The sequence below is a fragment of the Mesorhizobium sp. WSM4833 genome (genome assembly GCF_055811095.1).
In genome coordinates, this window is the sequence record NZ_JBVVQG010000023.1 from 41,243 (window position 1) to 64,429 (window position 23,187).

Annotated in this window: 19 protein-coding genes and 1 tRNA gene; 8 read left to right on the plus strand and 12 right to left on the minus strand. The window is 59.4% G+C overall.

The window, feature by feature from the left end:
- Nucleotides 1–28 precede the first annotated feature (28 nt).
- Both trxA and AC0L2D_RS29920 read right to left on the minus strand, forming a co-directional pair.
- Nucleotides 29–1,030 (minus strand): thioredoxin, encoded by a 1,002-nt coding sequence (trxA, locus tag AC0L2D_RS29915; RefSeq protein ID WP_027162862.1) that lies wholly within the window; start codon nucleotides 1,028–1,030, stop codon nucleotides 29–31.
- Between the two features lie 84 nt (nucleotides 1,031–1,114).
- Nucleotides 1,115–1,612 (minus strand): prolyl-tRNA synthetase associated domain-containing protein, encoded by a 498-nt coding sequence (locus tag AC0L2D_RS29920; protein WP_063173396.1) that lies wholly within the window; start codon nucleotides 1,610–1,612, stop codon nucleotides 1,115–1,117.
- 254 nt (nucleotides 1,613–1,866) lie between these two features.
- Here AC0L2D_RS29920 and AC0L2D_RS29925 point away from each other — a divergent pair.
- Nucleotides 1,867–1,941, plus strand: a tRNA-Gly gene (locus AC0L2D_RS29925).
- Nucleotides 1,942–2,030: 89 nt separating this feature from the next.
- On the opposite strand, the gene AC0L2D_RS29930 is transcribed toward AC0L2D_RS29925, so the two are convergent.
- The 3 genes from AC0L2D_RS29930 to AC0L2D_RS29940 form a co-directional block, all read right to left on the minus strand.
- Nucleotides 2,031–3,941 carry a DUF4209 domain-containing protein gene (locus AC0L2D_RS29930; protein WP_473543760.1) on the minus strand — a complete coding sequence of 637 codons (1,911 nt, stop codon included), beginning with the start codon at nucleotides 3,939–3,941 and terminating at the stop codon, nucleotides 2,031–2,033.
- A complete protein-coding gene (locus AC0L2D_RS29935) occupies nucleotides 3,938–5,608 on the minus strand; it encodes a hypothetical protein (RefSeq protein WP_473543762.1) in 1,671 nt (556 codons plus the stop codon). The genes AC0L2D_RS29930 and AC0L2D_RS29935 overlap by 4 nt, the downstream gene beginning before the upstream one ends.
- 489 nt (nucleotides 5,609–6,097) lie before the next feature.
- Complete coding sequence (locus AC0L2D_RS29940) at nucleotides 6,098–7,423, minus strand: hypothetical protein (protein WP_473543764.1); 1,326 nt, start codon at nucleotides 7,421–7,423, stop codon at nucleotides 6,098–6,100.
- A gap of 464 nt (nucleotides 7,424–7,887) precedes the next feature.
- Between AC0L2D_RS29940 and AC0L2D_RS29945 the strand changes: the two genes are divergently transcribed.
- On the plus strand, nucleotides 7,888–8,766 hold the full coding sequence (locus AC0L2D_RS29945) for a DUF6615 family protein (protein WP_473543766.1): 879 nt from the start codon (nucleotides 7,888–7,890) through the stop codon (nucleotides 8,764–8,766).
- Nucleotides 8,767–9,209: 443 nt separating this feature from the next.
- Here AC0L2D_RS29945 and AC0L2D_RS29950 read toward each other — a convergent pair whose 3' ends face one another.
- Entirely contained in the window at nucleotides 9,210–9,563 is a 354-nt protein-coding gene (locus AC0L2D_RS29950; RefSeq protein ID WP_473543767.1) for a helix-turn-helix domain-containing protein, read from the minus strand.
- Between the two features lie 360 nt (nucleotides 9,564–9,923).
- Between AC0L2D_RS29950 and AC0L2D_RS29955 the strand changes: the two genes are divergently transcribed.
- The 3 genes from AC0L2D_RS29955 to AC0L2D_RS29965 all read left to right on the plus strand — a co-directional run bounded on the left by AC0L2D_RS29955 (nucleotide 9,924) and on the right by AC0L2D_RS29965 (nucleotide 11,596).
- Nucleotides 9,924–10,208 carry a hypothetical protein gene (locus AC0L2D_RS29955; protein WP_473543769.1) on the plus strand — a complete coding sequence of 95 codons (285 nt, stop codon included), beginning with the start codon at nucleotides 9,924–9,926 and terminating at the stop codon, nucleotides 10,206–10,208.
- Nucleotides 10,209–10,257: 49 nt separating this feature from the next.
- Entirely contained in the window at nucleotides 10,258–10,836 is a 579-nt protein-coding gene (locus tag AC0L2D_RS29960; RefSeq protein ID WP_473543771.1) for a hypothetical protein, read from the plus strand.
- 628 nt (nucleotides 10,837–11,464) lie between these two features.
- Nucleotides 11,465–11,596, plus strand: coding sequence for a hypothetical protein (locus tag AC0L2D_RS29965; RefSeq protein ID WP_473543773.1), 132 nt, complete (start codon nucleotides 11,465–11,467; stop codon nucleotides 11,594–11,596).
- A 186-nt stretch (nucleotides 11,597–11,782) separates the two neighbouring features.
- Here AC0L2D_RS29965 and AC0L2D_RS29970 read toward each other — a convergent pair whose 3' ends face one another.
- The 3 genes from AC0L2D_RS29970 to AC0L2D_RS29980 all read right to left on the minus strand — a co-directional run bounded on the left by AC0L2D_RS29970 (nucleotide 11,783) and on the right by AC0L2D_RS29980 (nucleotide 14,637).
- Complete coding sequence (locus AC0L2D_RS29970; protein WP_473543775.1) at nucleotides 11,783–12,022, minus strand: hypothetical protein; 240 nt, start codon at nucleotides 12,020–12,022, stop codon at nucleotides 11,783–11,785.
- 114 nt (nucleotides 12,023–12,136) lie between these two features.
- A complete protein-coding gene (locus AC0L2D_RS29975; protein ID WP_473543777.1) occupies nucleotides 12,137–13,102 on the minus strand; it encodes a DUF6973 domain-containing protein in 966 nt (321 codons plus the stop codon).
- Complete coding sequence (locus tag AC0L2D_RS29980) at nucleotides 13,102–14,637, minus strand: hypothetical protein (protein ID WP_473543779.1); 1,536 nt, start codon at nucleotides 14,635–14,637, stop codon at nucleotides 13,102–13,104. The genes AC0L2D_RS29975 and AC0L2D_RS29980 overlap by 1 nt, the downstream gene beginning before the upstream one ends.
- A gap of 558 nt (nucleotides 14,638–15,195) precedes the next feature.
- On the opposite strand from AC0L2D_RS29980, the gene AC0L2D_RS29985 reads away from it, so the two are divergent.
- Nucleotides 15,196–16,311 (plus strand): AlbA family DNA-binding domain-containing protein, encoded by a 1,116-nt coding sequence (locus tag AC0L2D_RS29985; protein ID WP_473543781.1) that lies wholly within the window; start codon nucleotides 15,196–15,198, stop codon nucleotides 16,309–16,311.
- On the opposite strand, the gene AC0L2D_RS29990 is transcribed toward AC0L2D_RS29985, so the two are convergent.
- Nucleotides 16,276–17,793: an inverse autotransporter beta domain-containing protein gene (locus AC0L2D_RS29990; RefSeq protein WP_473543783.1), complete on the minus strand. Its 1,518-nt coding sequence runs from the start codon at nucleotides 17,791–17,793 to the stop codon at nucleotides 16,276–16,278. The two genes, AC0L2D_RS29985 and AC0L2D_RS29990, sit on opposite strands and share 36 nt — an antisense overlap.
- A 356-nt stretch (nucleotides 17,794–18,149) precedes the next feature.
- Here AC0L2D_RS29990 and AC0L2D_RS29995 point away from each other — a divergent pair, with 356 nt between their 5' ends.
- On the plus strand, nucleotides 18,150–18,680 hold the full coding sequence (locus AC0L2D_RS29995; RefSeq protein ID WP_473543785.1) for an invasion associated locus B family protein: 531 nt from the start codon (nucleotides 18,150–18,152) through the stop codon (nucleotides 18,678–18,680).
- A 68-nt stretch (nucleotides 18,681–18,748) separates the two neighbouring features.
- Complete coding sequence (locus AC0L2D_RS30000) at nucleotides 18,749–19,987, plus strand: M24 family metallopeptidase (RefSeq protein WP_473543787.1); 1,239 nt, start codon at nucleotides 18,749–18,751, stop codon at nucleotides 19,985–19,987.
- A gap of 217 nt (nucleotides 19,988–20,204) precedes the next feature.
- Here the strand turns inward: AC0L2D_RS30000 and AC0L2D_RS30005 are convergent, their stop codons facing one another.
- Complete coding sequence (locus AC0L2D_RS30005; protein WP_473543789.1) at nucleotides 20,205–21,647, minus strand: amidase; 1,443 nt, start codon at nucleotides 21,645–21,647, stop codon at nucleotides 20,205–20,207.
- 205 nt (nucleotides 21,648–21,852) lie between these two features.
- Nucleotides 21,853–22,944, minus strand: coding sequence for a Gfo/Idh/MocA family protein (locus AC0L2D_RS30010; protein ID WP_063169586.1), 1,092 nt, complete (start codon nucleotides 22,942–22,944; stop codon nucleotides 21,853–21,855).
- Nucleotides 22,945–23,187: the final 243 nt, after the last annotated feature.

The window sequence follows — 23,187 nt, forward strand, 5'->3', positions numbered from 1 at the left end:
CCGTGCGGCAAAACAACCGGCAGCCGGCTCAGGAAAACAGCAGCGCCGACAATTTGCGGCGCGCGGCCAGCGTCGCCTCGTCGGTCATGCCCCAGGCCTCGAACAGCTGCAGCAATTGCGTCCTCGCACCATCCTCGTTCCAGGCCCGGTCGGCCTTGATGATGGCCAGCAGATTGTCGGCTGCGGCCGTACGGTCGCCGTTGGCGTTCTGGATCATGGCCAGATCGAAACGCGCCTGGTGATCTCCGGGATTTTCCGCAAGGCGCCGCTCGAATTCGGCTGGATTGCCGAGAGCCGCCGCCTGCGCCGCAACCGCCATCCTGGCGCGCAGAGCTGCCAGTGGCGGCGCATCCTTCTTGGCCTCCGGGGCTGTTGCCAAAAGCGCCTCGGCGCCTTCCGTGTCGCCGGCCTCGAACAGCAGCTCTCCCAGTCCGGCGATCGCCTCGATCGTCTCCGGCGCCTGCGCCAGGATGGCGTCATAAATGTCGGCCGCGGTCTGCATGTCGCCGGCGTCGCGCGCCTCGGTCGCCGCAGCCAGAGCTTCGGCCACCGGCGGCGCGCCATTGCCCTTGCCGCCGACCTTGGTGATGAATTCGTTGATCTGGCTCTCCGGGATGGCGCCCATGAAGCCATCGACCGGCTGGCCGTCCTTGAAGGCGATGACCGCCGGGATCGACTGGATGCCGAGCTGGCCGGCGATCGACGGATGGTCGTCGATGTTCATCTTGACCAGCTTGACCCTGCCGCCGGCGGCCTTGACCGCCTTCTCCAACTGCGGCGTCAGTTGCTTGCAAGGTCCGCACCAGGGCGCCCAGAAATCGACCAGCACCGGCTGACGGCGCGATTCCTGGATGACATCGGCGGCAAAGGCAGCCGTCGTCGTGTCCTTGATCACATCGGCGGGAGCGGCGGGCGTATCGCCAAGCGCGACTTTCGCCGGCGCCGGCGCGGTTCCACCATACTGCACCGAGGTGGTGTACTGGCCGCCATTGCCGCCAAAGGGGCCGCCGAACGGATTGTTGTCGCTCATCTCTTTACCCTTCCGTGGCGCCGCCGGCCGGCAGCCAGGCGCCCTATGCTTCAGACCATCGGTTTTAAGCCATCCATGTGGCGATCACGCGGAGACTTTCAAGATAGCAGCATCGTGCCCGGTTGCCTCGACGAATCTGATCAGGTCGCCCGCTGCGATCGATGTCGTCGCCTCATTGGTCAGCGGATGCCCATTGATCACCGCATGCTCCATTAAATCCTTGTCGAGCACGAGCTTGACCCTGTTTGCCGTGTCGTTGATGATGCCAAAGACCGTGACGGCGCCCGGCGTGACGCCGAGCAGCTCCATCAGCATCTCCGGTTTGCCGAAAGAAACCCGGCTGGCGGCGCCGATCACTTGGTGGATCTGCTTCAGGTCGACGACCGCATCCTCACCGACGGTGACCAGAAAGAAATTGTCCTTCTTGTCCTTCAGGAACAGGTTTTTCGTGTGCCCGCCGGCGATCTCGCCGCGCAGCGCCTGCGAATCGGCGACGGTATAGAGCGGTGGATGGCGCTTGGTCGAGGCAGCAATGCCCAGCTCGGCAAGAAAGGCAAAAAGTTCGGCTTCGGTCTTCGGCATCGGTTTCGTCTTCGTCCCGTTTGTGAGCCCATGCCGTTTACGGCCAATGGGGCGGCCGACACAAGGCCGTCATGCGACATCACGGTGAGCGGCACCCGCCCTTTGCGGTGGCGCACCCGCCGCGTGCCACTCGCGCGCCGCCGGCGGCTTGCCGGCCTCGCTTGCCGGGTCGTAAAAAAGCCTGCGATTTCCCTGTTGCAATCGCCGCGCTCTTCAGCCATATAGGCCCGGCTTGCGGCCAAGACGCCGTGCGAGCGGGTGTAGCTCAGGGGTAGAGCACAACCTTGCCAAGGTTGGGGTCGAGCGTTCGAATCGCTTCACCCGCTCCAAATCTTCTTTAGATTTGAAAAGCATAAAGGGCCCGGGTAACCGGGCCTTTTTGCTGTCTGGCGCCGGGGAGCGGGCGGGGGAGTTTTGCTCACGCGGGCAGCTCGATCCGGTCACGCTGTCGAAAGAGCGGAATGCAGCACAGACGGAAAATGAGCCAGCAGGCATAGATCGCGTCGGCGCCATAAGGGCTTCCATCAGTTAGAAGCCCGTGGGCGACCTGATGGCGGAGACTTGGGCCGGGTTTCGAGAGAAATACATTATCAATGTCAGCCACAACGGACTGGCCAAACGTATCCTCCATTTCAGGCCGCATCTGCTCGAAAAGAGCCGAGATGGTCCGATCCTCCTGAACCTGATTGGCATCGTCGAACGTCGTCACGTCGTTGCCATGCATCTTCAGAACGTGGCGCAACGAGTTTTCCAACATTGGGGTCAGAATATAGAGGCCGGCTGTGAAGTCTCCTTCAAAGAAGCGCGCGAAGCCTCTGCTGAACGTGCCGATCAGATCGTGCGGAATGAAGGGGCTATGCTGGAGAAGCGCATGGAATGTGTCTTCGCCAACATAAAAGCGATCCATGATGTATCGTCTGGCAGTTTGCACCTGCCCAAACGAATGAATCTGTCGACGAATTTGCTCTTGTTGAGCGATCTGCACACGAATGGCACTGCTGTTCTCGTTGTCACCAAACCCACCACCCTCCGACCTATGAATGACCTTGCCCTCGCCGTCATGGAACGACGCGCCAAACAGAGAGGATAGCGGATGTTCGTTGATCGACTTGGTCGCGTCCGCAATGAGTTTGTCCGGCGAGGGCGACCGTTCCAGGTCGGCGAAGATCAACAGCATGTCTATAAGCTCGCGTTCGCCCGCAAGCTGCTTCTCGACCTGTTCGACGATCTCCGTCAGATCCATCGGATGTGAGAACGACGACATCTCTTCGGCGATCCCTGATTGGACGTCGATCAGTTTGTGGCGAAGCTCCGTCCGCCGCTCCCGCTTGCCCGGAATTCCGTGGTATTCGGCAATTGCGCCGCTGAGCCAGTGTGACGCAAGCATTGCCGAAGCGTGCTGTTCCGCCTCCGAGACGAGCGCTTCGGCGGCAGCGGCACGACATCGATACTTGCCCTCATCATCCTTGGCATGGTGGTGAGCCCGAGCTGCCAAACGCCAAAGCTCAACCATCATATGTGAGGTCGAGGAAGGGTCCCGACTCGTTAGGAATTGCTCGATTTCCATTGCGAGGGCGCCGGGCGCCGAAATGCCGAAGTCCAGGTCAATCTCGAAAAACCAGTGAACTGGAACAGCGTTAGCTCCTTTTATCGAACGTGCTCGAATGGCCGGAATCCAGTTGCGTGCGGCCAAGACCTCATCGTTATCCCACCCGATTGCGCGGCCCACATAGAGCGCCCGCCTAAGGACGTCGCGTGCTGTCAGCCCAAGGAGGGGGTCGTCGCGCTCAAGGCGGTCTTTAAGCTCACCAGAGTTAATTCCATCGACGATGGCGACATAGGACGCCACGGCAGCTCTGCCCAAGGCGTGCCGCTTGCGCTCAAGCAGCCAACACACGTCGCATAGCCGGGCCTTCAGAACCGGGTTCGTCGAGAGTTCAGCCGCTTCAGCGAGAACCACGACAGGCCCGCCACGAAAATCTTCTGGAATTGCGGATCGCCTGCCTTCCATGACCATCATCGCGCTAAATGGCGCGTTTCGGTCATTTGGCTTGAAGTGAAAATCGCTTACTGCGGATAGCATAGCGAACACGCGAGCCGCCGATGCGGCAGCCTGATCGCCAAGCTTCTCGTGGAGTTTTGCCGCTTCACGATAGGGTGAACTCAAATCCGAGCAATCGGCCGAACTACTATCGGCGATCGGACCTTCAAAATCGAGTTCGTGTATGTCGTCGACGGTCGCTTGAAGCCAGAAGGGTATCTCGGCGGCAGCGACTTCGTTTTCCGCCCCGCGCTCGATCTCCGACGTAACTTGTTCATTCCGAGTCATAGCTGCGATCCATCAGTGGCTTGGCCCTGTCGAGCGTCGCCGCCTCTATTGCAACGAACTTCCACAAATGTACGTAGGGCGGCTCGCATCAGTCCGATGAAGAGGCCCTCTAGCTCTAAATGGTCGTCTTCTGGCAGGGCGGTATGGACGCCGCCGCGAATGCGGTGAGCCATCACCAGATCGGCTGCGACCTGGCCACCGGGCTCGCCACACAACGCGTTGATTCTGGCCTTCAGAGCAGGCCAATCCTCTGCCAATCGCGCTGTACGGGCCAGGGGCGCCACATCGCTGCGCTTGAGGATCCGCAACACGTTAGGATCGCGCCAGAGCTGTTTGAACTTTTCATGTAGCTGCGTTGCGGTTCCACCGAGAGCGACCGCTATATGCTCCACCGCAATTGCCATTCCCTGAATGTCGCTTCGCATGCCCTCGATTGCGAACTCGTTGCCTCGCAAATCATGATCTTCGAACGATTTCAGCCGCCAGAAAAAGGCCTCCTGGCCCTCAGTGGCGAGAAAGTGCACAAAGGCGTCGATATCGGCGTCGGCAATAGCAAGCCCGTTGGCTTGGTTCGGCCTCATCGCGGCCCTCAACGTCAGGCGCGCACGCTCTTTCTCTTCCTCGGCCCAATCCGGCCAGATTACGTCAAGGATCGGCTTGAACCGTCCGCCAACCCTTCCAATGCGGTCCCGCGCTTTAGCAAAGGTGAGGCCTTCAACACGTCGCAGCAAGATGACCGCACTTTCCAGGAATGCCTTGTACGCATCCGCAATTCGTGGGCGGCCTTCGCGATCCCGGTTCGACCAATATTCGGCAAGGAAACGTATGAGCGCCGTGAGGTCGTCGCCGCTTATGCGAAAGCGGTCGACAGACGCTAAAGCCAGCTCTTGGCTTGTCTGCTCGTATTGCGCGCTCTCCGCTCGACTCAGGCGAAAACGTCCTCCGGCATGTTCCATGGTGATTTTCGATAGTGTGCGCCAGCGCTCTTCCGCGAACCAGACGACCGCATCGAGCGTCCTCTCGTGCCTGACAAAGCTCCGCGCGGCATGCACCGGCAGCAGATTGAATGAGTATGAAACGCCTTCTGGGGCGCGGCCCTGATCAAGGGCTTCTTCTGCAGCGCGAGCAACATCCTTGTCCGCCAAATTAGTCCTGATATGAATGCCGGCATCAGCGACTTCGGCGGCGAAGAGTATCTGCCAGCTGCTGTAAAAATCCTCGACATTGCAATTGTCGAACAGCGTGTCGTAGACGTCGCTGCTTACGTCAACGCGCCGATCAAGCCGGCGCTCGAAAGCTAGATTCTTGGGCTGCTCGATGAACTCGGCAAAGCGCGGTTCAGGATCATCGAGCGGATGAGGGGACAAGCCATAGGCGATGTAGTTCTGCCAACGATAAAGCGCATTGCTTAGATCGACGGCAGCATCCCAACGTTGCCCATCGGGCTCCAGCGGATGCTTCAGTTGACACGGCATGTGCTCGTGCATCTCCGACCAGAAGCGGCGCGCGATTGGATCAGGATAGCGAATGCGAACTCGAGGATGCAGCAGAGCCGCCGCCTCGAGTCCCTCCAATAGACCGGTGCCCATGTACTCGCCGCGAAAGGCGTGCAAAGACGCCAGTTCGCGCACAAACTCGTCGGCTCGCATGAAACGATGGAACTGCATACGTTGGATTCTACATACAGTGGGACGTGAAGGGCTAGCCTACCTCTGTGCCCTGTGCCCTGTCCCCTAAAACTGCTTTCACAAACGTTCCGGTGACGCAGTTTGGCCCTGCCAAGGTTTGGATCGGGCGTACCCGCTCCGATGTTCTTGGATTTGAACAGTTTCGGGGCTCGCGTACCGACGGGGAACAGTGGATTAATGGTCGAGCCGTGTGATTTCAGAGGCGTCTCCACGCCAATTGCCATCCCAGACACACGCCAGCCTGCAAGGCCAAGGAGCGTTCATCCTCTTTGGGGTCTACAAAACAAAACCCCGGCATCACTGCCGGGGCCTGTCATTTCAGTACGCTGCTCCGCCATTGAGCTACATCCCCATGGTGGAGATGACGGGTACCGATCCCGTGCCCTGCGTATTAAAACCACACTAACCGAAACGAGTTAATTTGTCAAGGACAAACAACAATAGTTGAAATACATCAGATGATGGTCGTCATTGAATAAGTAATTTTGGGTCGTCCTCTGGAAATTCGCCAGCTCGCGTAAGGCAACTAATTAGGCAATGTCGCGCCAATGCTTCGCTAAACCGTCGGGTCGACGTCCAATCATGCCCCAGATTCTCGTTTGTCCCATGGATGGTGCGGCTTCGTCCCTTACCATAGACTTCTTTGACGGCTTCGCTGGCCGTCTGGCCGTTTGGACGGAGCTTATCGTTCGGCCCCGGCCCGAGCCGAGCCTTGATCAATTTCAAAATCCCGGCAGACTCTCCTCCCGATGCGAGTGCATCAAGGCTGGCAGCAAAATTTACAATGGCCATAAGATCAACTTGCTCTCTGCATCCTTCATGGAACCATATAAAAGCCTGTGCCAGGGCGTTCATCAGCTTGGGCCGGGCAACGTTTCCTGTTGGGCTTAGGTAAAACTCGATAAGTTGCCCCAACACGACAAACTCGTCGCTATTCCGAAAAAGAAGTTCTGCCCATTCATCAGGTTTGATCGGAGGTCCGTGGGGCCTACCTTGCAGCGTACTATCTGCAAGAGTGACCTTGCCGGGAACAAAAACAAGGGTTCGCTGCCGCCGGACTGTCCGATCTACCAATAAATTGAACCCGTCCAAGGCACTTGATGGCGTTTCCCACCAGAGCGCAACACCTGTCAGGGCCAATCTCGCGGCTGTTTGTGCTTTGAGCTTCCCGGCGTTCGAGGCTAGCCCGTCCGTCGCGACTGAACACACATAGCCACAGTTGCCGATTGCGTCGACAATGTCCGTTTCACGGATTTCCTCTACCACAGCTCTTCTTTTGCGGACACGTTTGCCCGACCATCGCTTCCGCAGACGCTTTGCCGTGACGGTCGTGACAGCCCTCTCTGTCAACTTGCGCCCAAGCCATTCAAGTCGAGGTTCAAAGCGCACCGGCCCGATGGCAAAACCTGCCACGGAGTTATTGCTGAATAGCGTGCAACCAAACGCGTACTCCCGCATTCCACTGAGCGTGTTCTCCGCCAAACCCTTGCGAACTGCAGTCAAAACTGCATCTGCATTTTCATCAGGGTCGTCTGCGAGGTCTATGGTGGCGAGTGGCGGACCAAAGGTCTTCCGAACCAGTTGGGTCCATTCTTGATCTGTGTGCGAACGAACTAGCGTCAGGTCGTTCTGCTTGAGAACATTGCTGATTTCAATAATCAGCCTTTCCATCGGCTGTGACAGCGTTAGCGATCTGCCGTCTCCTGCAGCTACGAAACCCGACATAACCGGGATACCGTCGATTCTCTCGGGAAAGGCGCCCGGAGCCTGAGCTTTCGCCAACTCACCGATCAATGACTTTACCAGACCATGTAGCGTAGCCATGTTCCCCCAAGCTCTAGCGAAGATCCCCGGCACCGTTCGGCGGCTTGCTGCCCGCCGTCGGTGACTACTTTGTTAAGCGCGGCATGGACCTTCGAGCTAGTACAGTGGCATTCATTTTTATCTACTAGATCGACTTTAGCGCCGCGCCTTTACCGCCAGCCCGCTGATCGTACCTCACCCTTGCTGCAAAACCACCATAGGCGATCTGACTGAAGTAAAGCCGGGATGACAGAATCATGCGACCTTGCCCTCGACCCTGCCCCATCAAAAGCCGTGTCCATTCCCAGGCGTCCGACTCTTTCTATTGTGGGTTGAACGCAGCAACGTCGCCTGTAGCTTTTTGTTCGGCAATATCCGGTTCTCATCTTTCGAATCGGCGCCTGTACGACTAGAAATAGTCGCTAGAGAGGATGTCAGCTGGTATAGGGAGGTCAATGGCATCAAGTGTGCAACTCTGCGGCAGTTTTCGAAGGGAGGCGGGCCGCGTCTGGAAACAGATGGCGGCCGCTCGCAGCATGGGTCTGTTCGTGGGTGAGGAAACGATAACCGAAACCTGCCTCTACAACATTTCGATCCGGCACTGGAAAAGTGGTATTGCGATCATTCCGGCGAGCAAGCCACAGGAAAAGCTTCACGGAGCCGACTGGGAGTGGTGGTTCACCAGAAATGGGCGCGGAATTGGGTACAGGGTGCAAGCCAAGCGTCTCTTCCCGGACGGCCGATATCAGAGCCTCTTTAAGTCCGGTGACAAATACAGCCAGTTGAAGACACTGATTGCCAGCGCCAAAGCTGACAACCTCGACCCTATGTACTGCTTTTACAATTTCGATCGGACGGACGGTCTTCGCGGTTTCCCCAACAGCTGCTCACATTCCTATCGCGGCCCGAGCTTCTGGGGTTGCTCGATCGCCCTGCCCGAGGACGTAAGGCAAGCAAACTCGAATGACATCAAAGATCTTCGACATATAATGCGGCCTTGGCATTCGCTAGTCTGCCTCTCTTCTCCTGGCGCCCACCTCCCGACCTCGGTTCTTAAGAACGTAAAACGCATGGCCGCGCCCCGGACAGTGGGCGCAGAAGGAACGATCCGTCGCGAAGCCATCGACGTCGCCTCCTCGCAGCGCGAACTACCTAACTACGTGCGCCGGTTGATCGACCTAGGTCGCGAGACGCGCGATGCACCACCAGAGGAACGACGTTACCTCGATTTTGCGTACTGGCAGCAGGGAACCGTTGCCGGTGACGACGCGGCCGACGCGAAAGCTCTCCCAGGTAAGGGCGTCGCCGGAATTGCTGTCTTCGACGAGGAATAGGCGGACGCTGATGTACTCTAATAGCGTGAACGCGCAGGCCGATGCAGTGACCTTTCAGCCCAGCACCCTGCATTCCGGATAGAGGGTGCGGCTTTCGTTTGGGAAGTTAAGGCACCGTAAGGGCCGAGGATCTTCAACAGCAATTGCGGTTCGACCCGGCATTCAGCCCCGCCGGACGTGAGAACCGGTCAAAAGGTCCGTCGGCAGCGCGCATCAAATTGTCTCTGATTACATCGCTGAGAGATGACAACGGATTACGTCGAAGTTTCCCGGGCTGGCCGGACGGTGCCAGAATCACGGCTGTAATTCTTCAGCTTGGCGAGAGGCATCGCGAGATCATAAAAACTGGCTACATCAAAGGCCGGGACCAATAGATTCTGCCACCCGGCGGACTTTGTGTGCTGGGCTTGGAATCACCACGGCGCCCCAGTCCAAGGAGGCGCTCAGCGACTTTCAGATTCCGCCACTCTTATGATCTCAAGCGGATCAGCGCCGATCGCCCTCGCAACGGTGACGAACTCGGCAACGTCCAGGCGGCGCTCACCCAGCTCGAATTTCGAGACAAACGTCTGTCGCTGCCCAAGGCGCTTGCCCAGTTCGATCTGGGTGATGCCGGCATCCTTTCGCACTTCAACGAGAAGCTCGATCATTTTGCGGTAGAGATCGGAACGAAGTGAGGACAACAGAAGCGCCAATGCTGGGACCGGCTCTTCAATAAAACCCCAAATCGGAGTACCCCAAATTGGGGTATTGTCATATGCTTGGGCGCGAGATCGAGCATCGACGTGACGCATCATTGGCCATCCGGTCCGACCCAAGATCACGGGTCAATGGATGGTTGTAGTCTGCAGATAAGGGGATTGCGCATGCTGAAGTTCCAAACCCGAACTCACGCCCTGGTCGTGCTCCTGTTACTGAGTTGCACAGACGCCACCACGGCACCACTGTTAAACAGCGTGAGCCACCGGCCACCGAAGCTGGATATCGTCGAGCAGCAGGCAATTGAAGGCGGTTTTTTTGTTCACAGGTACGCTGACGGGAGTGCATCTGTGTCCACTAGTGCCGATTTACTAAGCACCATATGGCGTATTGCTTGCCCAATAGACGCTATGGTTGACAAACGAGATTGCACGATCTCCTCTAAACTCGGAGGACCAATGATACTTTACGAAAAGACGACCAGGCCGGTCAGTGTTTGTGTTGATGGACACGATTTTCCCGGCAGAACAGCGATGATGCGAGTAGACAGCCATTCGCCGATTTCGACGGACGAGAACGGGTGCATAAGGGCATCGGACGTCTTGCCGCAGATGCTGCGGGGACACCGGTTTGTTGGCCGTCGTGTGGAATGGCCCTACGATCAGGATATAGACGAAACAATGAATCTTACCGGCTTGGCAAAGGCACTTCAGATCGTGGATCAAGTATTGAGGGGACAATGATTTCTGGCACAAATCGTGGTCGCCCCAGCAGCTGGCGCTTAGAGTGATGATGAACCGCTTCCTCATCGCTTTATTGGCTTTCATTCTGACCTGGTCCGTCGCTGCCGAAGAGGCACCACCCTGGCTTCGCAGTGCGCCCTTTGCTGCAAAGGATCCATCGAAGAAGGCGCGCAGCATTCCCTTCACCGTCATCGAGCGTTATCTGAACGAGGAAGAGGCCGAAACAGGGGTTATATGGCGCATCGAACGCTGCGATGATGCACTGTGCATCGACGTTGTGAAGGTGAGCGATACGTCCCGCCCAGTCGACGTGATGCGCGGCATCTGGATTGTTGGTCGAATGGTGGAAGAGGACTTCTCGGAGGCGAAACTCGTCGATGCCGACAGCGTCGTCTATCGCATTGACTGGGTTCGACTTCGTGAAATCGGAGAGGCCTTTGTATGGAAGGAAGAAGGCGGCCAAAACCCGATACACCTACAGCGCATGTTTGTGGACGCTCTTCGCCATTCCGATGGCACTCGTGCAGCCCACCTTATGAACGGCTCCCTCATGGGAGACACGTCGATTGCGCTCGAATTCATAAACAAGGACTTCGTGCCGCGATTTGCATTGTCCGCACTCCAATAAGCCGAGCTCCTCAGTCAACCTACCCTGGGGGACTGGACGCTTCGCGCTGGGTTTTAGCCGGCATACTCCAACTGAGGTTAGAGTGCCGGGCCGCAAAGCCTGTTGATGACGGCGTCTTGCCGGCGCTGGTCCGGTGTTCGGGGAGCGTCGGGGGAGCGGCAGCTCTAGTCCGGACAGATCTTGCCTCTAAGGCGCGCGCGTTGGGCCGATTTCGGCGATCGACCGGGTACCGGCATGATCGCGCCATGCGCATGGTGGTAAGAGACAGAGTTGGGCAGTTAGGGCAGACCGGCTGGACCGGGCTTCCCGCCTCGTGGCCCTGCGGCCCCGACTGATCCACTTGGGGCGAGCCGGCAGCTACGCGGGGACTGGCGCCGTCGCCCCGGCCCGGTCGGCGGAGCGGCGCGTTGGCAGCAGTGCAACTCAGTGACCAAGAGCATCGCCGGGCTTTTCAAGCGGGCGGGCACTGCCCGGGGGCGCTGATTGGCCAGTCGGGCGGTCGCAACGTGCTCCGGCGCCCGACAAGCCTCCCCTCCTCGGTCAAAAAAAGCAAGGCTAGGCCCGTTCTGCGGGTCCCCTCCTCGGGAATCGCGACTGGCTGGACGGCAGTCCGCCGGTGCCGGCGAGCTTGACGCTCTACGATCCATACGGCCTGGATTTCGACGCGTCGGTTCGCGACCGGACGGTCCTTGAACGACTTGACCTTGACATCATGAGTCAGAAGGTCGGGCACATCGGAGCTGAACAGTTGCTGCTGTGAGCCCGCGCAACAACGGCAAGCTTGCGGCCGATCTTGTGAGCTCGCGAGCCCGAGCGGCATCGATACGTGTTCTTCATGTCAACTTGCGCCGGACGCCGTTCGAGCGGAATGGTATCGAGCTGAGACGAACGATGAGCCGGCTAAGGCAGAGGCGCTGTTGTTGATTGCGGAAGATCAAGCATTAACTCAATCATCAACTCTCAGTGTACCACCATCATCAACCTGCTCCGGACCTCCCGAAATACCGGACCCATTGTGAGTCCAAGTAAAATATTTGGGGGCCGTCCCCCTGCAGTTTGCTACTCCAGTCTCGCCCAGGCCAAGTATTTCATCGAAAACTGTTATCGACTCGTTATCATTTAGTTTCTCAACGACTGTTATTGTGCTCTCGGCACCGTCGTTTTTTACGTAGATTCTGAAGCTCATGTGAGTTCCTTTCCCGACAATACATCGCGCTAAATCATCTCATGGCATGACTGATTGCTGAGGTTAACACTACGTCCCGAACACTCACGTTGCTAGGAAGAAGCTGGTCCCCGACTATGCCTTTGGCTCAGACGGTTTGCTCACCTCACCGTCAGAACCCGAAGGAGCCAGCTGGCCATTGGGGTCGATGATACGGCAGCCGCCGCTCTGGACCTTGGATTTGGCTGACGCTACCCTGTCTCCCGAACCGGTCAAATTCCTGCCAATAGAGTTGTTGTAGAGATCCATAGCCATTTCAATAGGTGGTTGACCAGTTGCCCCATCTTCGTGAGCGGTCCCCCATTTGGTCGCCCATTCGTTACCGATGTCACTGTCGCTAGCCATTCGCGAGTTCCATAAACAATGACGAAATGCGTCTCCGTTGCCATTGTGCAGCGACGACCGTTCGTAGAGATCGTTGCTTTTATCTGTGGACCATTTTGCGTGGTAGATTACACGCAATCCAACTATCGGATCTTCGTCAAAGAGCTTCTCTTCCTCATCGTTCAAGAGCTCCTTGATGTACGGCAAGTCCGAGTAATCTAGCGGTGACAGTTTGCCTTCAATGAGCGCCTCGATGGCCGGAAAGCGGTTAGCAATTATGGCGAGGCGCATAATTTGGTCGATACTCGATCGAATGCGGCCCTCCTCATCTGCGTCGAACGACACGGCGAATTCGTCAATAGTTACCTTGGACAGAGTGCGGGATCGTTCCACATAAACGATCGTATCGTTGTAATCGTTGTCATCTCCACCGTCGTTGTATGGGATGACGACAGTTTGCCCATTGGGGTTGTACCGACCTTCCGAGCTGTTCGCCCAGCCGCCGCCGCCGGTGGCGTACTGTCCAATAATTTCCAGCATGCAATCAAATGACAACGGCACCGGAAAAGAAGTGCTGGATGGCGGAGCTGCCGTCTCCAAGGAAGCCCTGGCGCCGTTCGGGGCAATTAGCGTCAGAATAACCCGTTGCGATGCGCCGGCGTCTCTCGTTGTCCTCACGCGGAACCTGGTACGAGCCGGTATGGGTACGCGGGCCATTATTTATTCTCCGGGGTAATCATCGAGAGGGCCGCGGGCTCGAATTCACTTATGGATTTTGCGGCACGGGTTGTGTTCCAAGCCTTTTCAACATCGGGGTTCGCACCAGCCGGAACTTTTGTACCTAGCGCCTCGCACTCTTCCTTCTTGACATTGGTCGATTTGTAAACTTCCTCCTCAAATGTTATGAGATCCGGGCGCCGAAAGCATTGTCCATCTTCTTCGCAGCGAACGCGGTCCACCCGTTCAATTTGTTCCAACTGCACGATCCTGGCGAAGGAGCAAGCAGCCTGCGTGCTGAATGGCGCGGGTGCTTCAGACAACAAATGGAGGGCCTTGTAAGCGTCAACACTAATGTAGTTTTTCGGAACTGGCATTCTAGCGCGGTACATAAGGTCTGATGGCAATGCGTCTGCCACTTCGCTTTTGCAGCGCATTCTCGGATTGTAGACGTCATTTAACGTTTTAAAGCATTCGGAGATCGAGTCGGCGATCTTGTCGATATTGCCGAGCAATTCATCCCTCATGGCCTCCATCCCCGGCAGGGTCCTCGGCTCCCCGGCAATCTTGTCTAGCTCCATGAAGCTCCACGTGTCTGCACCGACCAGAATGTCCTTCCTCTCCAGTATTGCGGCTTCGAGGTCACGCAACACGGTGCGGTATCGGAAGGAACGTTCAATCAACTTCTCAATCGTCGCCCGAAACGCGAGAAGGTTCGCCGAACGCCCATCGGATAGGTTCTCATAGGGCACTATAAGCATGAAGAGCGGACGTTCGTTTTCTTTGGATCGCTCAAGGAAGGTTTTAAATGATCCCTTCAGCTCTTCCCTAGTAACGGGAATCGGTGCTGGTGAAGAGCCGGTTTCCTTCAAACGAATCGCAGTCCGGTCCGTAGTCTGTGTCAGGACCGATTGAAACGTACCGCTTGCCTCCGTCGAAAAAACATCGCCGGGACCAGCGGCATTTATTGAGGCGGTTAGATCACGCCGTTCCTCGTAGCTAAGACTGTTGAAGTCCAACGTTCCATAGAAGTCGGACCCGTAGCTGATCTGAGCAATATACCCATCGCCGCACAAGATACGAAATCGCTTCGGATAATTTATCATCAGCCGCCGAGCCTCGCTAGTTAGCTCAATGTGCGGAACAGAGACATGCGGCCCGCTTGCAACAGCTGTTCCCAACGCCACGGCGTAGTTGATGCTGTCAGCCTTCAACACGGCGCTGATTTTTCTTGTTGACGTCTTTGTTTCAACTGTGTTGCTGTACGAGCCTCCTCCGCTCCATCCGGCATAGCTGGCCTTTGCCTTGATGCTGATGTTGGATTTAGTCCACAGCGAGTAATCGTCGACAACTTCATCGAACGACGCTTTACGGCTATTGAACGTAACTCGGACTTCCGCTCCATGGTTGATGCATCGAGCTGGCCGCCTTTCCGCTGTGATCAGGTCAATACCGTCGCCGATGATGGGGGCGTTATCATCTGGAAAGGGTATTTGGATGGGCATGCTCGGGATGCTGCCACCGGATGTTGCCAAACCAGAGCTTTCCCAAGCAAAACAAGGCGATGACGATGCCACCAAGAGCACTGCCGTCGTACAAATACGATGCATATCTTGCCCCCCCTAATTTCAGGATTCTTGTCCTATTATTGGAATGAATAATAATCAATTGGGTGTATAAGTAAAGAGTGATATACGGACATCCGTTAAAAGCATTGAGCGTTTAACAGTTGCGCCTTTGTCGGCGCAGCTGTTTTCGTCGACTAGGCTGCAGCGCTTTCGGAACTCTCACTGGAGATTGTGGTCGCTGGCGGGATTCGGCCGAAAGACCTTTGCAAGGCCCTGATCTCCTGTGTCGAACGGCAATTCTTAAAGGCTCTCTGTCAGCTGTCGGAATAAAGAACGCAGTAAGCGGCCATTCGGCTATCGACTTCCTTCGGCGGAAAGACCGCGATGGCCGTTGTTGGAAACCGCTCAATCCAATGCGGCATTGCGAGGGGCGCAATCAAAAGCAGTCCTGCCAAGCACTTTAGCATTTCCGGAATCTGTGCGACGAAAGTGTCGCCGACGGGAGCTACGCTTCAAGGATCCGTGATGATTTTGCCGGAAAAACTGTCCGATCTGATTGCCTATGATCCCGGAACGCTGAGGGTGACCAGCCGCGAAAGTAAGCGGCTCGAATTTAAGCAGGCGTTCGTTCGTGCCAACCTTCCGGCCTATGAGCGCACGATCGCTGCGTTCGCCAACACCCAGGGCGGCTTTGTCGTCTTTGGCGTGGACAACAATCCCCGGGTCATAGTCGGCACGCCGCCGGCGGACATCGCCGACGAGGCAGACATCTCCACGCTGCTGCGCCAAGACTTCGCGCCAGAACTACCGTTCGAGAGCAAGGTTTATGAGGTGGACGGCAAAACCGTGTTCGCTATGGCCGTCGAGCCTGCGCTTGACCGGCCGGTGATCTGCACCAAGACACGCAATCGGAGCTTTACGGATCCGACCGGCAAGAAGGTAACCCAGCCGGTAATCACCGAGGCCACAATCTACTACCGCTATACGGCTCGCACCTCGGCCATCGGCTACCCGGAACTCAAGGCATTACTCGATGCGCGCGAAGAGCGGCGCATGACGATGCTGCTGCAGACCATCGAAGCCGTCGAGCGAGTCGGCGTGGAACGCGCTGGCGTTGTCGACATCACCACGTTCGGCGATGCCAACAAGTCTACCAACCTGTACGTGTCGCACGAGACTGCGCGCTCCATGAACTTCATTGAGGAGGGACGCTTTACTGAGAAGGAGGAAGAAGGATCGCCAGCTTACATGGTGGTCGGAAAGGTGTCGCTAGGCGAAGTTGTCCGGGCCCCCCTTTCCGATGCTGACAAGAACCTCCCCTCAGAAGCAGCAGCGGCGTTGGCAGACGTCGTACACGAGGTGTGCGGCAACGAAGTTGTACTGAACCAGAGCGGGGTCTTGCCGCTGCTAAAGGCGTTCAACCTGATGGAACTGCCATACCATGAGTACGACGCGAAGGTGAAACGTCGCTACATCACTCAAGAGGGAATAGCCGCGCTGCAGGACGCTATCCGCGCAGAGCCTCTTAAGGCGTTGCAGAGCTTCGCCTCCAAGAAAACGATCGAGGGTTATCTGGCCACGCAAGCGGCAGCCGTGCTGCCCGAATTACAAGCAGCACCAGCCGTTAACGCCGCTCCATGACGCTTTGGTGTCGCATCCTCGAGGCGGCCAGATTCGGCCAACGCCGCCTACCTCATGCTGAAGCCTTCGGTATGTTGCCGAGGGACGAAATCGCGGCTTCGGGCAGTGAATCCGACTGGTCAGCGTCGCGCCGGTGATGTTGTTGCCGAAGATGCGGTCGCCGCCGCCGATGACGGTGATGCCGTTGAGCGTGTTGCCGTTGCCGAGCGTAAAGACGGGGTTGGCGACGTTGGTGCCCTGGATCGTGCCGTCGCTGCCGCCCAGGTTGAAGGTGCTGGTGCCGCCGCCGAAAAGCCTTGCGGTGACGCTTTCGCCGCCGCCGATGACGGTCTGTCCATTGGCAAGCGTCACCCCGCCAGTCGTCAGATTGCCGTTGCCGCCGAGTGCCACGACAAAACCGTTCGCACCCGACTTGGTCACGGCGTCGTCGAGCGTCGTCGGGTCGGCCAGCGTGCCGGCGCCGGCGAGGCCGCCATCGGCGTAGTAGAACTTGCCGAAGGCGGCATTGGTGGCGGCGTTGATGGCGACACGCGTCGTCGAGCCGCCGGTCAGCGTCTGCGACTGGACGCGGACGCCGATATCGCCACGCACGCGCTCGTTGACGCGCTTGCGCAGGCCTTCGCTGACCGGATAGACCGGCTCCGGCCCGCTGTCGGCCCCATTGTCCGAGCCGCTGCCGGGATTGAACGGGATGTTCAGCCGCACACTGCCGGCGAACTGGGTGTCGTCGCGATTGTCGTTGCGGACCTCGCCGGCGAAGACCAGTTCCGTGTTGCTGCCGAAGACATCGCCGATCGTATACTCGAACCCGGCCTTGGCGCCGGTGACGCTGCCGTCGTCGCCATGCGGATCCTCGAAATGATAGCCGCCGATGTCGAGCCGCAGCGAATGCTTGTCGGGCAGGTTGACCGGCACCTGCGCGCCGATCTCGGCCTCGATGCCCCATGCCGCGTAATCGCGGTGGTCGAGGACCGAGATCTGCTCGATCAGCTGGTTGCTGACCATCGACAGGGTCGAACTGGTCGAGTGATCCGTCGAATCACCCTTGATCGGCAGATAGACGTTCACATGCGCATCGAAATGAGGCGTGATCGCCTCGGCGCCCAGCGTGGCGGCGGTGAACTGGGTGGAGTTGTAGTTCTCGAGATCGAGATAGGCGTAGCCGCCGATCATCAGGTCCGGGTTGACGATGCGGCGAATGCCGAGGCCGACATCCTGGCCGGAACCGTCCTTGAAATCGTGTTTGGCCCGGACATCCAGGAACAACACGGATTCGGCCGTCTGCTTGAGCGGGATGAAACCTTCGAGCGCGCCGTTGCCGCCATTGTTGTCGGCGCCGATGATGGCGCGGATCTGCGGCTGCCATAGCCCGTTGGGATCGCCATAGGCGGCCATGCCTGAAAGGCCGAGCGCCAGCGTCGTCAGTGCCGTCGTCTTCCAGAGATGCCTGGCGATTCGCGAACGGCGATAGCCGGCGTGCACGCGGAAATCCTCCCCAGGCGCCGCCATCTCACCAACTTGCCGAGGCGTCTCGGTAGTTCCCATCCCTGGCGAGTCCTTCGGGGACTGCACGCACCCCGTGTAAAATCTTACTCGAATTCTATTGTATAGCGAGTCTCCGCCGCTTCGATTTCTGAGGGCCTCCTGCAATATTGTTCGTTGTATCCGAAAAGCCACAGTAATTTCGCCGGCTTGCTTGCCTCCTGCTCGGCTTTCGGAACAGTCGCGGGTGTTGTATCAAGCCATGCTCGGGAGAATACCGGGCGCGGCGAGGAAACATGCAAGGCATCCGGCAAAATAACATGACATTTACTTTAGCTAGATCTAATTTACTCGGCATGGCCGCGGGACTGGCCGCCCTGTGGCTTGCTCTGGCCACCGGCCCAGCCCTCGCCGAAGATGCCAAGCCGGCCCAGCCAAAGCGGGCTGAAAGCAATGCAAAACCGGCCGATGCCAATCCGTGGGCGGTGAACTGCTCCAGCGGTTCGGCGACCACCGAGCTTCAGTGCCAGCTTTCGCAGAACCTGACCGAGGCCAAGACCGGGCAGCGCGTGCTGACCGTGACCGTGCGCCGCGACAACGGCAATGGCAGCCTCGCCATGCTGCTTGCCCTGCCGCACGGCCTGTTCCTGCCGTCCGGCGCCTCCTTCCAGATCGACCAGGGCCAGAAGACGACGATTGCCATCCAGACCAGCGACCAGAACGGCGCCTATGCCGCCACGCCGCTGTCGGCGGATCTCATCAAGGCCATGAAGTCGGGGACCAATCTGAACATCGGCATGGAATCGGTCACCCGCAAGCCGGTCACCATCCCGGTGTCGCTGGCTGGCTTCACCGCCGCCGTCGCCAAGCTGGAATCGACCAAGTAGCTGTTGTCAGCGGCTTGATTGTACGCACCCGGAATGCTCCGTTGCCGCTTCGGACAGTGGAGAAACCCATGACAGGCTTTGTCGACCGCCAGCGCGCGGCGCAACTGATGGACCGCGCCGGCATCGAGGCGCTGGTGCTGTGCGCGCCCGAGGCCTTCCACTATGCGACCGGAGCCTCGATCGGCCCGGCGGGACTGTTCCGGCGCGCCGGCGCCGGCTTTGTCGTCATCCCGGCTGGCCGAGACCTGCCGATCGGCGTCGTGGTGGCGGACTTCAATGCGGGACAATTGCAGCGGGTTCTGCCGGACGCTGTTATCCGCAGCCACCTGATCTGGATCGAAGCCGCCACGCTGGACGCCTCGACGTCAGGGCAAGGGTTGCCGCAACGCATCTCGGCCGGCCTTGCCGGCCGGGCGCCGGGTTTTTCTCGGCCCGCCACATTCGAACTCGCCCGTGCCGTCGACGAGCTGAAGCAAATCCTGACCGGGTTTGGGCTCGGGCGCGCAAGGGTCGGCGTCGACCTCGATTTTGTTCCCGCCGCCGATTTCTCGGTCATGCAGGCGCTGCTGCCGGCCTGCACGATGGTCGACGGCTCGGCCGTGCTCGACAGGTTGCGGGCCATCAAGTCGCCGCGCGAGATCGACCTGCTGCAGCAAGGCATCATCCTGTCGGAAGCCGGGCTGGAGCGGCTGCAGGTCGATGCGATGGCCGGCATGCGCCAGGCCGATCTCATTGCCCTCTACCGGCAAGGTGTCGCCACGGCCGCGGCCGGCCTGTCCCATCCGGTCCAAACGGCCGAATATGTGACGCTGGGCGCTCGGGCCAAAGATGCCGATGCGAAAGCGATGCCTGGCGATCCGCTGAAGTGCGACATGGTCTGCACGGTCGGCGGCTACGCCTCCGACATGTCGCGCAACTTCACCTTCGGGCCGCCATCCGCCGAGCAGGCCGAACTGCACGCCATTGCCGAGCGGGCCTTTGACGACGGGCTGGCGTCCCTTGTTGCGGGAACCACGCTCGCCCACGTGCATCGCGTCGCCACCGACAGCCTGGCGCGGCAAGGGCTGCGCACCTACCGCCGCGGCCATTTCGGCCATGGCGTCGGCCAGTCGGTGTTTTCCGAACAATGGCCGTTCATCGCCGCCGACAGCGATGTCGTGATCGAAGCCGGCATGGTGCTGGCCTTCGAGATCCCGCTCTACATAGACGGCCTCGCCAGCTTCAATCTCGAGGACCAGTTCCTGATCACGCCGGACGGGCCCAAGCCGATGAACAGGCTGCCGCGACGGCTGGGGAGGATTGGATAGCGAGGCGGGTCACTGCAGGGGCAGCGCTCTACGCCCCCCTTGCCCTACCGGGCATCTCCCCCTCAAGGGGGGGAGATTGGCAGCTTCGCCGTCTCGCCACCTTACCGTGTAGATGATTTGGCGAAGGCTGTTGAGCGCGTAATCTCCCCCTTGAGGGGGAGATGTCCGGCAGGACAGAGGGGGGCGCCACGGAACTCGGCGGTGGGGTGCCAAGCACCTAACCACTCACCGCCGGCCTTCTCCCCCTCCACGGCATCTCTTGTTCCAGCTGCGCCGACGCGGCCAGCACCGTCGCCTCGTCGCCATAGCGGCCGACGAGCTGCACGCCGATCGGCACGCCGCCTTTCGACCAGCCGAGCGGCAGCGAGATCGCCGGCTGGCCGGAGATGTTGAAGGGAAAGGCAAACACTGCGTCCGTCCATTTGGCATTGTAGCGGTCGATATCCGTCTCCGACATGTCGTAATAGCCGAGCGGGCGCGGCAGCTGCGTCAGCGTCGGGGTGATGAAGAGATCGTAGGCGCCAACGTCACCGACGATGTCGCGGCCGACCTGCCTGAGCTGCTCGACATCGGAGATGTGCCTGGTGCCGCTGGTCGCACGGCCACGCTCGATGATCGCAAAGGTCACCGCCTCGACATCGCCCGGTGTCACCGGCCGCCCCATCACCGTTTCAAGGTAGTCGAAGGTCGCCGCCGTCTGCACGCAGGTCATGTTGGTGTAGGTCTTCCACACAGCATCGGCGTCGAGCGGCATGTCATGCTCCTCGACATGGTGGCCGAGCCGCTCGAGCGCCGCCACGGTCTCCAGCACCGCCGCCTTCACCTCCGGATCGATCGCGGTGCCGTTGGGCGGCGTGACGGAAAAGCCGATGCGCAGCTTCGTTGGCGCCCGCGCCGACAGGCTGAGCCAGCTGCCATCAGGAACCGGCGGCGTGTAGGGGTCGCCCGGCAGCGCGCCGGCGACCGCGTCGAGATAGGCCGCCGTGTCACGCACCGTGCGCGAGCAGCAGAGGAAATAGGCGCCGCCATACCAATAGTCGCCGAACGGCGCGAGGCTGACGCGGCCGCGCGACGGCTTCAGGCCGACGATGCCGCAGCAGGAGGCCGGGATGCGGATCGAGCCGGCGCCATCGCTGGCTTCGGCGATCGGCACCATGCGCGAAGCAATCGCCGCGGCCGCTCCGCCGCTGGAGCCGCCGGGCGTGATGCCTTCCTTCCACGGGTTCTTCGTCGCGCCGTAGAGCTTTGGCTCGGTGGTGATCGACCAACCGTTCTCCGGCGCGTTCGACTTGCCGACCAGCACCAGCCCGGCCGCCTTCATGCGGCGAACCACTTCGGTGTCGAAATCGGCGACGACATCTTTCAGGTAGAATGAGGAGTTGGTGTTCGGCGCCCCGGTCCAGGACGAGGCCAGCTCCTTGAGCAGGAATGGCACGCCGGCGAAGGGCGCTGATGTGTCGACCGTCTGCGCCTGGGCGCGCGCCATGTCGTAGAGGCGATGGATGACCGCATTGAGCGTCGGGTTGAGCCGCTCGACCAGCGTGATTGCCGCTTCCACCAGCTCCGCCGGGGTAACGTCGCCGCGCTTCACCAGCGCCGCAAGGTCCAGCGCGTCGGACTCGGCATAGGTTTTCAGCAGACTGTCGGTGACCGCGGCCATATCTCTCTCCTTCGGCGGATAGCTTGTGTTGATGCTGCTCCTGGGGAGAACTGTATTGGGGCATCGGCCCCCTCACCCAGCCTCCGCTTCGCTCGGCTGACCTCTCCCCGAGGGGAGAGGAGACTTGCAGCGCCAGCGCCACCCTCTTCTCCCCAACGGGGAGAAGGTGGCCGCGAAGCGGCCGGATGAGGGGGCTGGCGCGACTTCAGGCCAGGTCGATGGTGCGCCCCAGTGCGATGCTCTGCTCGGCGGCCAGCACGATGCGCAGGCTGTTGACCGCCGCATCCATCTGCTCGGTGAGGTCGAGATCCTCGCGTATGGCGCGCAGGAAGAAGGCCTGCTCGCGATCGCACAGTTCCTGGTGGCCGGGTTCGTCCTCCATGCTGACGATCTCGTCGGGTTTGGAGAAATTCTTGTCGCCGTCGACAGCGGCATAATGGATCTTCAGCGCATCGGTCTTGGTGTGGCGGTCGATGTCGGCGGAATTCGAAACCTCTGCCAGCTCGGCAACACTGCTTGCCTGCTGGCCGGCGACGATCGACACCGCGCCCTTGGGGCCGACGACGTCCTTCACGAAATAGGCCGTCTCGCTCATCATCGGGCCCCAGCCCGCCTCGTACCAGCCGACCGAACCGTCATCGAAGGTGACGTGCAGATGGCCGTAATTCTGCTTGTCGGCTTCCGCCCAGAGCTTGGCGCCGATGCCGTGCACGCGCACCGGCTTGGCGCCGGTCAGCTGGCACATGACGTCGACATAGTGGACGCCGCAATCGACGATCGGGATCAGCGAATCGATCAGGTTCTTGTGCCAGTGCCAGGCGCTGCCGCTGCTCTGCTGGTTGAGGTTGAGCCGCATCACCAGCGGCTTGCCGAGCGTCTTGCCGACCTCGATGAACTTGATCCACGACGGATGCACGCGCAGAATATAGCCGAGCACCAGCTTGCGGTTCTTGGCCCGCGCCGCCGCGACCACCTTCTCGGCATCCTCGTTGTTGGTGGCGAGCGGCTTTTCCATGAACACATGGCAGTTGGCGGCGATTGCCTTCAGCGCGTATTCAGCGTGGGTGTTCGGCCAGCTGTTGATCGAGACGGCGTCCGCTTTTGTTTCCTTCAGCGCCTGGTCGAAATCCTCGTAGAGTGGGTAGCCGGCTAACTCTTCCGGAATCTTCGTGTTGCTCTTGATCGACCGGCTCATGATGCCGACGATCTCGAAACCGTCGAGCCGGTGATAGGCGCTGGCATGCGACGCACCCATATTGCCGAGACCCACCACCAGCACTTTCACCTTGTCGGACACCGCTACCTCCCAAATTCTTGATTGAATAATATGCGGCGATCGGTTGCCGCTCGCATGTCTATCCGGGACAACCACCTCGGGTCAGCGCCGCCGCTCATTGCCTGCCCTTTCCTCTCCCCGTCGATCGGGGGAGAGGTGTCGAGCGAAGCTCGACGGAGTGGGGGTCGACCCTCGCGCCCGCTTGAGGTCTCTTAGCCCGCAGCTAGTGACGCTCATGAGGCGCATTCGCCGTTTAAGCAGACC

Coding starts and splice junctions, on each gene's coding strand:
- AC0L2D_RS29975 (WP_473543777.1), bottom strand. CDS start 13,102: ATGGCCCGCGTACCCATACCGGCTCGTACCAGGTTCCGCGTGAGGACA.
- AC0L2D_RS29985 (WP_473543781.1), top strand. CDS start 15,196: ATGATTTTGCCGGAAAAACTGTCCGATCTGATTGCCTATGATCCCGGA.
- AC0L2D_RS29970 (WP_473543775.1), bottom strand. CDS start 12,022: ATGAGCTTCAGAATCTACGTAAAAAACGACGGTGCCGAGAGCACAATA.
- AC0L2D_RS30000 (WP_473543787.1), top strand. CDS start 18,749: ATGACAGGCTTTGTCGACCGCCAGCGCGCGGCGCAACTGATGGACCGC.
- AC0L2D_RS29995 (WP_473543785.1), top strand. CDS start 18,150: ATGGCCGCGGGACTGGCCGCCCTGTGGCTTGCTCTGGCCACCGGCCCA.
- AC0L2D_RS29950 (WP_473543767.1), bottom strand. CDS start 9,563: ATGATGCGTCACGTCGATGCTCGATCTCGCGCCCAAGCATATGACAAT.
- AC0L2D_RS29920 (WP_063173396.1), bottom strand. CDS start 1,612: ATGCCGAAGACCGAAGCCGAACTTTTTGCCTTTCTTGCCGAGCTGGGC.
- AC0L2D_RS29930 (WP_473543760.1), bottom strand. CDS start 3,941: ATGACTCGGAATGAACAAGTTACGTCGGAGATCGAGCGCGGGGCGGAA.
- trxA (WP_027162862.1), bottom strand. CDS start 1,030: ATGAGCGACAACAATCCGTTCGGCGGCCCCTTTGGCGGCAATGGCGGC.
- AC0L2D_RS29955 (WP_473543769.1), top strand. CDS start 9,924: ATGATACTTTACGAAAAGACGACCAGGCCGGTCAGTGTTTGTGTTGAT.
- AC0L2D_RS30005 (WP_473543789.1), bottom strand. CDS start 21,647: ATGGCCGCGGTCACCGACAGTCTGCTGAAAACCTATGCCGAGTCCGAC.
- AC0L2D_RS29945 (WP_473543766.1), top strand. CDS start 7,888: ATGGCATCAAGTGTGCAACTCTGCGGCAGTTTTCGAAGGGAGGCGGGC.
- AC0L2D_RS29960 (WP_473543771.1), top strand. CDS start 10,258: ATGAACCGCTTCCTCATCGCTTTATTGGCTTTCATTCTGACCTGGTCC.
- AC0L2D_RS29935 (WP_473543762.1), bottom strand. CDS start 5,608: ATGCAGTTCCATCGTTTCATGCGAGCCGACGAGTTTGTGCGCGAACTG.